Consider the following 16,240-nt stretch of genomic DNA (forward strand, 5'->3'; position numbering starts at 1 on the left):
CCTACCCGAGTAAGTTCCATAGCTTGTTCTTCAACGCGCCGAACGCCTCCGGGTCCTGTCCCTTGTGGAGCGAAGCCTTCGGCGCGTCGCTGAACATGGCGTTTTCCCATTTGTAAGGAGGCAGGTCGATGAAAGAAGGCTTGCCCGGCCACCATGCGTCCTTGTCGATGCCCAGCGAATCGCAGATGAGCTCGCTCATGGCCGCGCGCCCGTTCTCCGGCCGTTCGCGGATCCACCGCTCCATGCAATCCGCGATTTGCATTGCGCCGCGGAGCGTCTTGAGTCGGATCGACGGTATCGGCCCCGGGATGCCGAACAGCTGGTCCCCCGGGTAGAACATCGTGGTGCTGCCGTCCGAATCGGGCGTCTCCTGCCAGCGATCTCCCCATTTCGTATTTTCCCAATACACGAACCCGTCCACCCCTCGCGCTACCGCGGCGAGAGGGACGATCGAAGTGCCGAGCAGCGTCTGACCGATCGGTTGCGCGGTGCCGTACGTCCACACCTCGCAGCCTGCCGCTCGAAGCGGTTCGAGGCTCTCTGGGAACCAGGAGAACATTTGCTCGTTCACGACCCACAGCTTAATGATGTCGGCGTATTTTTCATAATGCAAACCGTAGCTCCAGCTCGAGTCGGTGCGGAACACGAATTGCGCCCCTTCATCCCGCTCAAGCACGTCTTTAGCCAAGTCGTAGAACATATCGTTCACTTTCTCGTCCCACACGAAGCGCGTCTCGTCGCCGTCGTAAGGGAAGAGTTTATAGCGCTTCTTGTGGTTCAGGAAAAGCTCGAATTTCGTCCGCAGCCAGCCCTTCTCCGTAAAGTGGCGATAAAACTCTTGCATGATGGTCGAGAATTCCGTGCGATAGCCTTTCATTCCGAACTTCGCATAGTCGGCCGGCCAATGAAAGTTAAAGGGCAAATACATGTAGGGGATCGGGATCGCCCCCCGCTTCGTCCCTTCGAAAGCGGAGCCGTCGAGGTAAGGTCCGAAGTGCTCGTCGAACCGCGACCAGTCCTTGACGCGCATCGCCTTCCCTTTGCCCTCCAGTTCGGGAATGAAGGCGGAAGGCACCTTGCCCGAATGCTCATACGGCAAATAGTGGAGCAGCGCCCTGTGTTCATGCGCCATTCGGAAAAACTGCCGTTCCGCCTGGAAATAGGAGCCGTCTTCGTATCGGTTCTCATTGCTGCGAAGGCTGGCCATTCTGCGCGAAATATTGTCGGCGTAGCTGTTCAGGTCCGCGATGATGAGCGATTCGTCGGGCACGGCGGTTTCGAGCGCCTTGACGCGGATGGGATGCGTGTCCGTACGATCGCCGATCGTCACATGGATGGCGCCGGCATACTCCCCCGCCCGGATCGCGGCGGGAACGAACAAATCGACCCACAATACCGCAAACGACCGATCCGGCACCGCGTTCCGAAGCGTTATGGATGCCAGCGTTCGCTCCTCCGGCGCGTCGACCGCGAGCGGTACGAGCGCGTCGGGATAATACCTTCCTTTCACGCGATGATACCACTCCGCATAGAAAGCAAACTCGCTGCCGGCGATCACGTCGTGCGTTCCCTTCATGGCATCGGCCCGGATTCGGAACGACGAGCCTGTCATGCCTTCGAGCCGCACGGCGATCTGAAAGGAGACATAAGCGTTTCGCGGGGAAACCAGACTTGCCGAAGCTTCCGTCAGGTCGGCAAGCGACCGGATGCGGGCTTGCGCTTCCAGTACGTCGCCGGTCTGCGGACAGATGCGGATCGTATCCGGGATCAAGTAACTGTTCTTCATGGCCGGTCTCCTTGTCGCTCTAAATTTGCCGGACCGTTCCGTCCGTTCTTCCTTCCGTTCAACGCGCTGACGGCGATGTCGGCGAACGTGACCGCCGCTCCCTTCCGGTTCGTTACGACGACCTTCTTGGTCTCGCCCGGCAGGAGATTAAAATAATTGTCGGAAAACATCGTATGATCGATCGGGCATTCCAGCTTTACGAACCGGGCAAAGCAGTCGGTAGTCAATGCGATTCCGATGGCATCGTCGACGGCGACATGCGCAATCTGCAGCCGGCAGGGACTGAAACGCAAATCTTTCTGCTCCGCGAAGAAGAAATGATTATCGTACACGTCCTCGCGTTCGCTTCGCACCGCCATATAATGGCTTCGCTTGTCGATCACGCCCAGACGCCACTCCACCTCCGCCGGACTGAATTCGACGATCGGTCTCGAGGAGTTCGGTTCGATCTCGACCGGGTACGCCTGCTCGAATGTCGCATTTCCAAAACAATTCCGGACGCTGACGGTCAAGGTATCCGAATACCGCTCGTAACTGTCGTTCGTGACCCATACGGAGACGGCGCCCGCCTCTTCCTTGAAGGACAGGAGTACCGGATTATAAAACCGACGGGCATAGTAATAAGAGGCTTTCGGAAAAAGATAATAATCGATCAGACTCCAGCTGATGCCAGGCCAAATATCGTTCAGCTGCCAAATCAACGCCCCGCTGTTCTCCGGCTTCCTTCTCCGGAAATGCTCCACGCCGAATTTCAAACCCTCCGCCTGGCACAGCATCGAGAAATCGATGTATTCGTCCAGATTCCGGGGCAGTCCCGAATAACCTGCCATCGTGATCGAAGCTTTCTCCGGCTCGTAGTCCTTGTTGCGGTAATCCAGCTCGAAGCTGCCGTAATACAGCTCCGATTCGGGAATATTGCGCTTCATCGTTTCCTTCACCGTGCTCCCGTGAATGCCGAACTCGCTGCTGAATTTCGACGTGTCTTCCGCGTATCTGCGGTATGAAATTCCGTAGGGCGATACATCCATGCGGGGCTTCTCCCCGTACCGGCGGGGATAGACGTCGCCCGCCCACACCGCCCAGTTATGCGTATCCCCCTCCTCGAAGCTGTTCGCGTCGTTCCCGCCCCACGGGGAGCTCGGCCAATACAGTCGCGTCGGATCCAGCCGCTCGAGCAGGTCGGGGATTAGCTCGTGGAATATTTTCTCCCCGTAGAAGCGGTAGTCGCTTCGGCCATACATTTTCTCGCTGTGGATCGCCTGGTTTTCGTTGTTTCCCGCCCAGATCGCGATGCACGGATAGTTTCGAAGCGCCTTCACGTTCGCGACGATTTCGTTCCGCACGTTCGCCATGAACGCCGGGTCGTAATCCGGGAGCTCGCTGCAGGAAAACATGAAATCCTGCCATACGAGCAGTCCCTGCCGGGAGCATTCGTTGTAGAACGAGGCTTTCTCGTAGATCCCGCCTCCCCACACCCGAATCATGTTCATGTTCGCTTCTTTGGATAGAGCGATGAGATCCGCATAGCGTTCGTCGCTTATCGCACCCAAGAAATTATGCGCGGGAATCCAGTTGGCGCCTTTCGCATAGATGTCCTTGCCGTTCAACCGGAAGGTGAATCGGGGGCTGTTGCTTTCCGACCGCTGAACGACCTCGATCGTGCGGATCCCGACCTGCTCGACGGCCGTATCCACCAGCTCGCCGTCCGCCTTCAGCCGAACGGTCAGCTCGTACAGGAACGGTTCACCGTGGTCGAACGTCCACCAGAGCTCGGGGTCTTCTACCGTAAACCGGACGGAGGCGCGTCCGTCCGCGACCGCAGCTTCATGACGCTCCGTTCGCGATGTGCCTTTCAGGCTGATTTCAGCTTGGAGCCGCCGTTCCTCCCCGAACGAAGCGACCTCGACCTCGACCTCCACCTCGGCGGCGTTATGCCCGAGCGAGAGCGTTTTCATGAACACATGATCGATACGCGCCTTGGGGACGATCTGCAGCCAGGCATCCCGCCAGACGCCGGCCGTCACGATCCGGGGACCCCAGTCCCACGAAAAATTGCAGGCGCATTTCCGAAGCCAAATCCGTTCGTAATTGACCTTCGACCAGAAGCGGGAAACATCTTGCTGCGCGGCATACGCGACAGCGGAATCGAAGCGAATGACGACAACATTGTTTCGGCTTTTCAGTTTTCCCGTGAGATCGGCGTATACGGGCACGAACATGTTTTCGGAAACCGCCGCCGACTCGCCGTTCACGAACACCTCCGCCAGCGTGTCGAGACCGTCGAGCTTCAGGACGACTGCCGCGTCTTCCCCTGCGTCTTGCAGGTCGAATTCCATGCGATACACCCATATTTTCCGCTCGATCCACCTACATGCCTGATCGTTCGTCGAGTAATACGGATCTTTGATGACGCCATGCGCAAGCAGCGTCGAATGTACGTCTCCCGGCACCTTCGTTTCCAGCCACTGCCCTTCATCGTAGCCGGGTCTGTGCACGTCGTCCGGGATGTCTTCTTTCCTGTCGAAGCTTTGGAGCTTCCAATTGCGATCCAGCTTCATATACCGCGTTTCCGCCGTCATCGTCTTTGTCCCCGCCTCCCTGCCTATCATGTCTCATCCCCTCTTCCATGGTATCGGGAACGGTCCTGCCGATATACGGGACAATGCTGACTTTTACTGGGGAACTATTAGCTTCGTAACGCGGTGCCGGTCATACGCAATAACGCCCCGGCTTTCGCCGGGGCGCCTGCTTTGCGCTTTATGAACCGAAGACGTAAAATTCTGCGATACTCCACCAGCCGGACTGCGAAGCGGTCGGCGTAATGCGCACGTATCTTGCGGTCACGGCCGCGAACGAAGCCGTGACGCTGCCGATGCCCGTGCCGTCCGCCGTGCCCGCCGTCGTCCACGTCGTGCCGTCCGTAGACGTCTCGATCGTGTAATCGACGCTGTAGTTGTCCGGGAAGGTTCCCTTATGGAAATAGAGTCCGTCGATTGTATACTCCGCCTTCATATCCACTTGGAACGTCGAGGAAGGCGAATGGCTCGTCGCATACCACCGCGTGCCCGCGTTTCCGTCCAACGCGCTCGATCCGTTCGATCCGGAGGCCGTCCAGCCGGTTCTTGCCAGCGCTCCCTCCGGCGGCGTCTCGAGCGTTCTGACGTTGATGGTCGAGCTCGCCGCGGATTCGTTGTTCGACGTATCGACCGCTTTGACGTAGATCGAATATTGCGTGTTCGGGGTAAGTCCGGTCGCGACGTACGATGTGCCGACGATAAGCGTTCCGTTGACCTTCGTCCCGCCGATGTAGACGTCGTACCCCGCGACCGCCGCGTTATCCGTCGAAGCGTTCCAGCCGAGCGACAGCGACGTATCCGTGCGCGCCGTTGTGCTAAGCCCCGTCGGCGCGCTCGGCGGCGTCGTGTCCGGCGGGACGTTCGCCGCGGTCGTGACCGTGACGGCATTGCTCGCATCCGACTCGTTGGCGGCCGCATCGACCGCTTTGACGGTGAACGTATACGAGGTTTCCGCCGCCAGCCCCGCGACGGTATACGCCGTATTCGGAATCAGGCTTTCATTGACTTTCGTCGAGCCGTTGTACACGTCGTACCCGGCGACGGCGACGTTATCCGTCGACGCCGTCCAAGCGAGCGATACGGTCGAATCCGTAACCCCGGTGCTCGACAGCGTCGGCGCGCTGGGCGGGTCGTAATCCGGCACCGCGTCCGTCGTCGCGGCGACCTCGTTGCTCGCAGCGGATTCGTTGCCGGCCCGGTCCTTCGCCTTCACGGTGAACGTGTACGCCGTGGAAGGCGTCAGGTTATAGGCGACGTAGCTCGTGCCCGTCACCGGACTTGCATTCAGCTTCGTCGTTCCCGCATAGATGTCGTACCCGACGACGCCGACGTTATCCGTCGCGGCCGTCCAGTACAAGGAGACGGTCGTCGCCGTTTGGCCGGCCGCCGTCAACCCCGTCGGCGCTTGCGGCGCGGTCGTGTCGGCCGGCGGCGTGCCGGACTCCACCGCGCCGAGGTCGTAGCCGCCGCCGATCGGACGCGCGACGCCGAGCATATCGGTCGGCACGAGCGTCGGCAACGGCATGCCGGTGTCGATTGCGCTGGCCGCCGCGGAAGGCTGGAGCGCATAGTTGCCGGCGCTCGGATTGACATACCAGGCCGATGTCGCGGTAACGATGTTATTCGACTCGGTGTAGGTGCCGCCGTCCCGCTTCTTCAGCGCTTTATCGGCGAGATTGTTGCGAATTTCCCCGTTGCTGCCCGCCCAGCGCGATTCGATTCCGCCGACGCTCACGTTCGGCGCGATGTTGATGAGCGTATTGTTGAGCACCTTGAAGTCTACCGCTTTCGCCAAATAGATGCCTGCGTCTTCGGTGTTATGGATGACGTTATTGCGGATGATGCCTCCATAATGCTCGACGCCGAGCACGCCGTTGCGGAAATACTGGGACGCCGTCAGGCCGCCCCCGTACGAAATCGCGATGTCGCTGCCCTTGATAAGGTTATTCTCGAAGACGGTGTCGATCGAGCCGCCTTTCGCGAACATGGCATAGGCCACGGAGTTGGTGCTCGGATGGTACGCGTTCTGCACCGTGTTGCCGCGCACGACCCATCCCCTGGCGGCGATAATGTCGACGGCCTCGACGACGCCGCGCGCGCCTCCGGTCGTATAGCCGAGGACGGAGTTTTCGATGAGGCCGTAATCGGCATACATCGCGCCGCTCGTCGATACGGCCCCGGTCACTTTGAACGCGCCCTCGCCCAGATCCCATGCGTACAAATTATCGGCGTGGAAGTAATACGAGCCCGAGTTGACCTGTACGGCATGGTAATTGAAATCGCGAATCGTCAGATCGCGAATCGTGACGTAGTTCGAATCGTTCACCCGAATGCTGATATCGAGGTTGCTCGTAATGCCCGGACCGACGATGACGGTGTCCGCGAAATTCGAGGTAGCGCCTCGAATCGTGATATGGTCTTTCCCGTTGATATTGATCGTGGACGACTGCGAATACGTCCCCGCCGCCAACGTGATGACGCGGCCCGAAGCCGGCGCCGTATCGATCGCGGCTTGCAAGTCGGCAAGCGACGTCACCGTCACGCTGTCCGGCACCGGGTACGAGGTCGTCGCGACCGCGACGTTCGAGACGTCCGAGACGTTATTGACGTCGTCCGTCGTGCGCACCGCGAAATAATACGTCGTATTCGGCGTCAGTTCGTTCGCTTGATACTTCATGGCGCTCCCGCCGGGAAGCTGAAGCAGCTCGTCGATCGCTTCCGTCGCGGAGCTCCAGTTCGCCGCGGTAATCGGCGACGTCGAGTAACGCACCTCGTACGATTTCGCTTGGCCCGTCGCGCCGTCGTCGCCCGGCGCCGTCCAGCCGAGGCGGACGCTCTTCGGGCCCGTGCGCGTCGCCGCCAGATCGGAGATCGTCCCCGGCGCCGCCATGTCCGTGTTGTTGATCGTCGCCGTGACGACATTCGACAACGCCGAGATGTTGTTTGCCGTATCCACCGTCTTTAGAGCGAAATGATACGTGGCGTTCGTCGTCAGCCCGCCGACCGTCATTGTCTCTTGGCCGCCCGCCGGCTGCGGCAGCGGCAAACCGGCAACCGGCGTCGCCGAGTTCCATGTCGATTCCGTGATCGCGAACGGCGCGTACCGCAGCAAATATTGCTTCGCTTGCCCGCTCGTGCCGTTATCGCCCGGCGCCGTCCATGTAAGGTCGATGCTGTCGAACGTCATGGAGGCGTTCGTCAAATTCGTGACGGCCGCCGGCGGCGTGTTGTCGCCCGGGTCCGCGTACGCTTCGAATTCGATCGGCGTATTGACCGCATGCGTCGTGTTATCCGCGCGCACATGGCCGTTGCCCCACACCCGTACAAATCTCGCGTTCGCCGGCGCGGCGAGATCGATCCATTTCCCGCTGCCGTCGATAGGCTCTTGATATTCGGGATCCGTCCCTGCGCCGAGACCTACGGTGTTGTCGGCGTCGTTGTTATACGCCGTCGTAACGCCGGAGGCGAACGTCGCGCTGTTCGAAAGCTGCACGATCACATCCTTGTTCGTGCGATATGCCCCGGAGGAGGCGCCCCAGTCGTTGACGATGCGCAGTCGGTTCAATGCGTAAGACGCGCCAAGATCGACTTGGTAATATTGCGGGCCGGCCGTCGTCCGAATGCCGGCGTAGCCGTCGCCGCTCGCCGAGCCGTCCGTAATGACGCTCAGCGCGCCCCCGAACAGGTCGGTCGTGCTGGCCGTGACCGGCTTATGGAGCGCGACGTTGACGCCTGCATTCGTCGTCTGCGTGGCGACGTTCGAAAGCGGCGAAACGTTGCCCGCCTCGTCCGTCGTTCTCATCGCGAAGTGGTACGTCGTGTTCACGTTCAGGCCGTACAGCGTAAAGCCCTGCGTCGTACCCGGCGCCGTCGGAAGCGGCTCGCCGAACACTTGCGTCGCGCCGTTCCAATTCGCGTCCGTGATCGGCGACGTGCTGTAACGGATGTCGTAGCTCGTCGCGGTGCGCACCATCCCGTCGTCGCCCGTCGCCGTCCAGGACAGATCGATCGACTTGTTCGACGGGTTCGACGCCGCGAGGTCGGACACCGCGGCCGGAGCCATCGTATCGGCGCCGTCCTGGACTAGGAGGAACGGTTGGTTGACGCTGCTTTCCGAGCTTTCGAAGCTCACCGTAGACCGCTTATCGTTCACGTCGGCCAGACGAAGCGTAACGACCTTGTCGCCGGCCAGCTGGCTGTTAATGAAATCCGTTACATCGAACTCCACCACGCCGAGCGAGTCGGAGACGAACGTGCCGAGCAGGATTTCGTTCGAAAGATCCGGCTGCACGGTACTATTCGCCGTCGCCTCGGACCAATTATCGTCCAGTACCCCGAATACCGAGATCGGCACGAGCGTCGTCCCTCTGTTCTTGATGTTGATATAGAGCTTCGCGTTCCACGTGGACGCAGGCGCGAAATTGGCCAGATTAAACTTTAAATACGCATATAAATTTTCGCCGACGCCGGTGTGATGCTTGACGAGCAGCGACGCGGAGCTGCCGTACACCCCGGCGCCGTAGATGTACGTATCGTCGGTCGCGTCGAATTCCGTCGTACTGCTGCTCGTCGTAGTAACGGCGAGCGAGTTCGACAACGGGGATTGTTGGCTCATATCGTCGATCGCCTTGATCGCGAAATAATACGTGCCGCCGGCCGGGATACCGTAATAGGTATAGGTTTGGGTCGTGCCCGCGACCGCGGGAGCCGGCTCGTTCTTCAGCGGGATCGCCGAGCCCCAATTCGCCTCCGTGATCGGCGCCGTGCTGTACCGGAGATCGTACGAGAACGCCGTTCCCGTATTGCCGTCGTCGCCCGGGGCGGTCCACGTCAGCGTCGCCTTGCGCATCGTTACGTCCGTCGCGCTAAGCGTAATCGCAGCCGGCGGAACCGTCTCGTCCGGGCTGAACTCTACCGCGCCGATGTCGTACCCCGATCCGTACGGTCTGGCATCGCCATAGAAGTCTGTAGGCACTTCCGACGGAAGCGACGTCCCGGTGTTAATGGCCGCCGTCGCCTTCAACGGATTCAAACGATAGTTCCGGTTCGCCGCGTCGACCATGAAGTCGATCGTCGCGTTCGTCAGGTTGGCGGCCGCCGTATGCGTGCCGCCGTCCCTATTTTTAATGATGCCGTTCATCAAGTTGTTGTACACCAAGCCGTTGCTCTGGACGTATCGAGACTCGATCGCGCCGACGCCCGAGCCGACGTTGAAGATCGTATTGTTGTACACTTTGTAGTTCGTCGCTTTGTTCATATAAACGGCCGCATCCGTCGTCTTAATGATGACGTTGTTGCGGATGATGCCGTCATAATGCTCGTAGGCGCTATTGCCGTGGCGGAAGTACGCCGATCCCGTGCCGCCGCCGCCGAACGAAATGGCCGTAAAGTTGTTCCGGAATTCGTTGTTTTCGATTGTAGTGCCGCGGGCGCCGCCCTTCGCGAACACGGCGTACGCGACGCCGTTGCCGACGCTCTTGTACGTATTTTCAAAGTAGTTGTTCTGTATCTTCCAGTTCATGCCGGCGATAATGTCGATCGCTTCGACGGCGTTGTTATTGCCGGCCGTCGTATAGCCGAGACGGGAATTTTTGATCACGCCGTAATCCGAATACGGCGCGCCTTCCGTCCAAGGCTGTGCGGTAACCTTAAAGCCGCCTTCGCCATGGTCCCACGCGACGATATTGTCCGCCGTGAAATAGTTGGAGCCGAAGTTGATTTTCACGCCGTGGTACTTCGTATCCTGCATGCGCAGATTCTTAATGGTTAGGTAGTGCGAGTCGTTGACGTCGAAAATTTGGCCCAGCGAGCTCGACATTCCCGGCCCCTTCAATACCGTGTCCTCCGGGTCGGACGTCGCGCCTTGGATCGTAATGTTGTCTTTCCCGTTGATAGAGATTTGGGAAGTGACATTGTACACGCCCGCGGCGAGCGTAATGATGCGCCCCGTCGGCGGCGCCGCATGGATCGCGCTCTGCAACGCGGCGAGCGTGCTGACCGTGACCGCGTCGGGCGAAGGCGCCGTCGTCGTCGCGCTGGCGACGTTGGATATCGCCGACGCGTTCCCGGCCGCGTCCGTCGTCTTCACGGCGAAGTAATACGTCGTGTTCGGGCTCAGCTCGTTCGCGTCGTACGTCATCGTCGTCCCGGCCGGAAGCTGCAGCAGCTCCTCGATCGCTTCCGTCGCGGAGCTCCAGTTCGAAGCCGTAATCGGAGACGTGGAATACCGCACTTCGTACGAGGCGGCCGTACCGGCGTTCCCGTCGTCGCCCGGCGCCGTCCACGACAGCTGAATGCTCTTGCTGTTCGCGCGCGAGGCCGCGAGGTCCGCAATCGTCGCCGGCGCTACGTTGTCCGCCGCCGGCGTCATCACCGTCACGACGTTCGACATCGCGGAGACGTTGGCTTCGTCCTTCGATTTCATCGCGAAATAATACGTCGTATCCGGCTGCAGCCCGCCGAAGGCGAACGACTGCGTCGTCCCCGCCGCAGCCGGCGCGGGCGCGCCGGCCATTGCCGTCGCCGCGTCGAAGTTCGCCGACGTGATCGCGGACGTGGAATATCGGAAGTCGTATTCCAGCGCCGTCCCCGTCGCTCCGTCGTTGCCCGGCGCCGTCCATTGCAGCTGAACGCTCTTCCAGCCGACGCTCGGCGCGGTCAAGTTCGTCACCGTCGACGGCGCCGTGACGTCATTCGACTTCGCGAACGCCTGCACTTCGACCGGCGTGTTGACGGTGTTCGTCGTGCCGTTCATCCGGGTGTGTCCGTTGCCCCAGAAACGTACGTACCGCGCCGTAACCGGCGTCGCCAACGGGATGTTCCAGCCCCCGCCGTCGATCGGCTCGACGTATACGGGATCCGCGCCCGCGCCGAGACCGAGGGTGTTATCCGCGTCGTTGTTGAAAATCGTCGTCACGCCGGTCGTGAACGCGGCGTCCGCGGCCAACTGGACGACGTAGTCATGACCGTATCGGTACGAGCTGGCGTCGGCGCCCCAATCGCTTCGGATATTTACGCCCACGATCTCATAACTGTCCGTCAGGTCGACTTGTACGTACTTCGGTTCGCTGCTTGTCGAGATCAAGGCGTAATCGCTCCGTGCCAGGTTCCCGTTGGTGACATTGGATAACGCCCCGCCGCTGACGGTGCCGTTCGACGTCACCGGCTTGTTGAGCGCGGCGTTGATGGAAGTCGGCAGCGTCGCTTCGACCGCGTTGGACAGCGCCGACGCATCGACGAGCCCGTTCACGGTCTTGATCGCGAAATAAAGCTTCTTGTTGATCGGAAGACCTTGCAGCGTCATCTGCTGCGTCGAGTTCGCCGCCGCGACCGCCGGCTCGCCGACGACCCGCTTGACGACGGAACCGTTATTCCAATTCGATTCCGTAATCGGTACGTCGGCATAACGAATATCGTACCCCGTAATGCCGTTCGGCCCCGGACTGGTCCAGGAAAGCTTTACTGAATTGTTCGCGATGTCGCTTGCGGAAAGCGAGGAGATCGCGGGAAGCGCGTTGTTTACGCCGGGCAGCTGCGCGTACACCTCGACTTCCACCGGCGTATTCACCGCGTTGTACGCGCCCGTCTGCGTACGCGTATGGCCGTTAGCCCAGTAACGTACGTATTGCGCGGAAATCGGACTGCCGAGCGTTACGGTCAAACCCGCTCCCGTCGAGGGTTCGACGTATTCCGCGTCGGCGCCGGCGCCGAGACCGACGCTGTTGTCGGCGTCGTTGTTATAAATCGTCGCGACCCCGGTCGAGAACGTCGGGTCGTTCGACAGCTGGACGATCAAATCTTTGCCGGTACGCGGCGAATCCGGATTGTAATCGTTGAGGAGATTTACCTTCGTAATCGCAAACGGTTCGCCGAGGTTCAACTGTATGTACTTGGCGCCCGTGTCCGTTGCGATCAGAGCGTATTCCGTCGTCGAACGGTCGCCGTCCGTTACGACGGAGAGCCGCTTGCCGTTCCGGCTCGCGATGCCGTTCGTTGTGACATCAGCGACGCCTCTTGCCACATTGACCTCTACCGATGCCGCCGAAGCCGGCGCAGGGGGCGGACCGAAGTACCCAAGGCTTGCCGTCAGGGCGGCGACGAGCATTACAGAAAGCGCTTTCGTTTTTTTCAAATCATAAAGCCTCCTTCATCATAGTTTGCGAAGCCCTTGCCGATTCCGAAGAAAACGAACCACTTCACCTCCTTACCAGGATGAGCAGGCGTACTGTCGTTTCTGAAGTTGTAACTCAAGTATATGGGCAAGCGCGGCTGCGGGTTATGAGTCAGGAATAAAGAATACTATGACGGATTTGTCCGAAAGCGTGCATATGCCGGAGTTTCGGACGATTCAAGATCCGCCGCGCGGGCGGCGCCGGATCCGCAGTTGCGACCGTTCGTCCGGAAGACTACCAGGTAAGCTTGAAGCGTTGCGGGAAGCTTCGATAATCCCCCAATTCGAAGGGCTCCGAGCGCTCCGCCCAAGATACGCCCATCTCCGAAAACAACTTGCCGGCGGCAAATGCTTCTTTGATCGTCGCCTCGATGCCGTCGATATAAGCGCCGGGCTCGTCCTCGGCCTGGGAGGAGAGGCGCACGCCGGCGGAAGTAACCGGCTTGATGCGCACCGCCGACTCGAACGCCCCGTTCGCCGCAAGCGTGAATCGGCGCGCGGATTCCAGGGACACGTCGAGCCGGGCGTCGTTCCCGTCCATCGCCCGTATCAAATTCCGATACCGCCGCTCGAGAATTCCGGCGCTCTCGCGGCAATCGTAGGAACGGACCGTTCCGTTGCTCCACACGTTCACCTGGTCGTCGTACCCCCATTCCAGCGCTCCGTCCGTCCCTTCGATCCGGATGCGCTGCGTTTCGGATTGCCGCGCGCACAGCGTGACATAGAAGGTTAGCTCCGTTCCGTCGCTCATCTCGATGCGCATCGCGGACGTGTCGTCGCTGTCGATCGGGTTCGCATGATACAGCTCGGCGGTAACCCGCGCAGGGGCGGCGGTTCGACCCGCGACCTCGGCGATCAGCTCCGCCAGTCTCAGCATGCTGTAGAGCAGGTGCGCCGTCGGATTGTGAAACGCGCCGTCCATGACCAGATGGCCGCTCGACACGAGCTTGCCTGCCCACGGCGTGCGGCGGAAATACGCGTTCGTCCGTTTCAGAAGAGCGATCCCCTTGAGACGGCGAATTCGGCCGAGTTCGCCGGAGGCGGCGATGGAGCCGATGAGCGACAGCGCCGTTGACGACGGGCTGAAAAAATTGACTGCGCAATGCTTGCCTGCCCTGCCAGCAGCCTCCAGGATGCGGTCGACGTCCTGAATGGCCGCGGCCGGGGGCTTCTCCAGCAGCACATGGAAACCGGCTTCCAGCGCATCGATGCTCATCGCCGCGTGAAGCTGAATCGGCGTGGAGATGACGACGAAATCGGCGGCCCCCTCTTTCGACAGCATCTCCCGGTAATCGACGTAATGCCGGATCCCCCGCTCCGCGACGACGCTTGCCGCGTGCTCGGTAAGCCGCAGGTCGCTGACCGCCGCGAGCGCCAGAACGCCTTCGTTTTGCAAACGGACCAGCTCATTCAGATGGTTTCGCCCGAAGCCGCCTGTACCGATCAATAATGCTTTGCGAACCGTCATCGCTTCACCGAACCTTCCCGAATATCGAAAATGAGCTCCGCCCGTTCGTCGGCATCGACGGCCGCGCGGGAGGCGCCCAGCACGTCTGCTCCGGTCAGGATTGCAGGCATGCCTTCCGTCCGGCCGATAAAATCTTTGACAATGCCTACAGGCGGCCGAAGCAGCGGGATCCGGTGCACATCCTTCGTTCTTGTCGTCAGCAGCACGGCAGGCTCCCGCGAGATCAGCGGATCGCCCTGCAGCCGAAGCTCCACTGCGCCTTCCGTGCCCACGACGAAAATGCGGCCGTCTCCCCACGTCCAGCTTTTCTCCGGCGTATGCCAGTCGGCGTACAGCTCGGCGACCAGTCCGCCGTTCATGACGACCTGGAGCTGTGCGGCATCGAAGAAGGAGGCGTGTTCGGGCAAAATGCGTTTGCTCATGAACCCTTGAGACGCGGCGATTTCGTCGCCCGTGAGCCAGCGTACGAGATCGAAATCGTGGACGAGCAAATCCTGAATAATCCCTCCGGAGAGCGCCCGGTCGAAAAACCAGCGCGGCCGTCCGGCCGCACCCAAGCGGTGGGGCTTGCGCATGGAGATCGACACAAGCCGCCCCAGCGCCCCCTCGTCAATGAGGTGTTTCAGCGTAAACACCGCCGGATGAAACCGCTGCGTCAACAGCATGCCGATTTCGATGTTTCCGCGTTCCGTCGCCTGTCGCAGCCGCTCAAGCCCGTCCCGGTTCGTGACGGCCGGCTTATCCAGCATCACATGCTTGCCCGTCCTCTCGCATGCTTCCACGACGTCGATTTTCCGGCTGTTGACGGCCGCGCAGCCGACGAACCCGACCTCGGGGGTCAGCGCATCGTCCATCCGCTCGAGCAGAGGAACGCCGAATGCGTTCGCTAGGTTCTCCGCAAGCGCCCGGTCCTCGCCGGGCTCCTCGTAGATGCCTGCGCAGCGGTAGCCCAGGTCCGTCATGGCCTGTATAAACATCCGGATATGTCCGTGCTGGCAGCCGATAATCGAAAATGCAGCAACATCCACGCGCCTCGCTCCTTTGCTTGCCCGAATCAAAAAGAAGAAGCCCTTCCCGCGATCCGGGGAAGGGCTTCGATCGATCAGCCCTGCGGGACGGCCGATTTCCCGGTATAGATGTGAGGATTCTGTCGCCTGCATTCCTCCATGACCCACATCTGCTGCCGTACCTGCTCCGGCGTAATTTCAAGCGGAGCTCCCGTCGTCAGCGCGTCATGAAGCATGAGATACAATTTCTCGGTCATAAACCCGAATAGACTTTGTCCCTCGGGCAAAGACATCGTCCAGCTGTCGGAATGCCACGTCAGCTGTTCGCTGCAATACGCGGGAAGTCCATCCGCGGAAATGAGAGGTTCCGTGATCAGCCGCTGGGACGGGGCTTCCTCCGGCTTGAAATACCTCCATTCCAGGCGGTCGGAGCTGCCGCGCAGGCCGCCGTTGGTGCCCTGAACGTTGAAGGCGTCCTGCGGATAAGCGCAGCAGGACGAAATCTCGATGTCGATGGTCGGACGACCCTGCCCTCTCAATATCAGCTTGACGTAATCCTCCGCATCCCCGAACGTATTGGCGCGGTCCATAATACATGTAATTTGCGGCAGCGCGTCCGTGCCGAACAGCTGCAGCGCTTGGTCCACCGGATGGGGCCCCGTATTCATCAGATTGCCGCCGTTGTTGCTTTGCAGCGTCTGCCAATCCCAGCGGCGGGCGAAGGAGTTCAGGCTGATATCCACTTGAACGATGCGGCCCAGCACGCCGGAGTCGATAACCTTACGGATTTGCTGGAAAGCGGGATGGTAGCGTGATTGTTGGAATACGGCGAGCATCTTGCCGGAACGGGCGGACGCTGCGATCAGCAGATCCACTTCCTCCGGAGATTTAGCCAGCGGCTTCTCGCAGAGGACATGAAAGCCGCGGTTCAACAATGCTAACGACACCGGGAAATGAAGATGGCTGGGGGACGCGTTGACGACCAGGTCGAGCTCCTCCCGCTCGGCCATCTCCTCCCAGGTTGCATACGTGTTGCAGCCAAATTCCTCGCGGGCGCGCTGACGGCGCTCCGGGAGCGCGTCCGCGATCGCGGCGATCCGGTAGTGCTCCGGAAGCTGAACGAGCAGCTTGCCGTGAATGTCGCGGCCGCTGCGGCCTTGCCCGATGATGCCTACCTTAACTGCAGGAGTTTTCATGGATGTATCCCTCTTTCTTTTTTCCGAATGGGTTGGT

Annotated in this window: 6 protein-coding genes; all 6 read right to left on the reverse strand. The window is 60.5% G+C overall.

The window, feature by feature from the left end:
* Nucleotide 1: 1 nt before the first annotated feature.
* Nucleotides 2–1,786 (reverse strand): hypothetical protein, encoded by a 1,785-nt coding sequence (locus VEZ38_RS20290; RefSeq protein WP_324896798.1) that lies wholly within the window; start codon nt 1,784–1,786, stop codon nt 2–4.
* Nucleotides 1,783–4,395: a beta-mannosidase gene (locus tag VEZ38_RS20295; RefSeq protein ID WP_324896800.1), complete on the reverse strand. Its 2,613-nt coding sequence runs from the start codon at nt 4,393–4,395 to the stop codon at nt 1,783–1,785. Before VEZ38_RS20295 ends, VEZ38_RS20290 begins: the two co-directional genes overlap by 4 nt.
* 148 nt (nt 4,396–4,543) lie before the next feature.
* Nucleotides 4,544–12,493, reverse strand: coding sequence for a fibronectin type III domain-containing protein (locus VEZ38_RS20300; protein ID WP_324896802.1), 7,950 nt, complete (start codon nt 12,491–12,493; stop codon nt 4,544–4,546).
* 274 nt (nt 12,494–12,767) lie between these two features.
* Nucleotides 12,768–14,000 (reverse strand): Gfo/Idh/MocA family oxidoreductase, encoded by a 1,233-nt coding sequence (locus VEZ38_RS20305; RefSeq protein WP_324896804.1) that lies wholly within the window; start codon nt 13,998–14,000, stop codon nt 12,768–12,770.
* Nucleotides 13,997–15,028, reverse strand: a complete 1,032-nt coding sequence (locus VEZ38_RS20310) for a Gfo/Idh/MocA family oxidoreductase (RefSeq protein ID WP_324896806.1) — start codon at nt 15,026–15,028, stop codon at nt 13,997–13,999. Before VEZ38_RS20310 ends, VEZ38_RS20305 begins: the two co-directional genes overlap by 4 nt.
* A gap of 74 nt (nt 15,029–15,102) precedes the next feature.
* Nucleotides 15,103–16,203 carry a Gfo/Idh/MocA family oxidoreductase gene (locus VEZ38_RS20315; RefSeq protein ID WP_324896808.1) on the reverse strand — a complete coding sequence of 367 codons (1,101 nt, stop codon included), beginning with the start codon at nt 16,201–16,203 and terminating at the stop codon, nt 15,103–15,105.
* Nucleotides 16,204–16,240 lie beyond the last annotated feature (37 nt).

This window comes from Paenibacillus sp., assembly GCF_035645235.1.
In the GTDB taxonomy this organism is placed as follows: domain Bacteria; phylum Bacillota; class Bacilli; order Paenibacillales; family YIM-B00363; genus Paenibacillus_AE.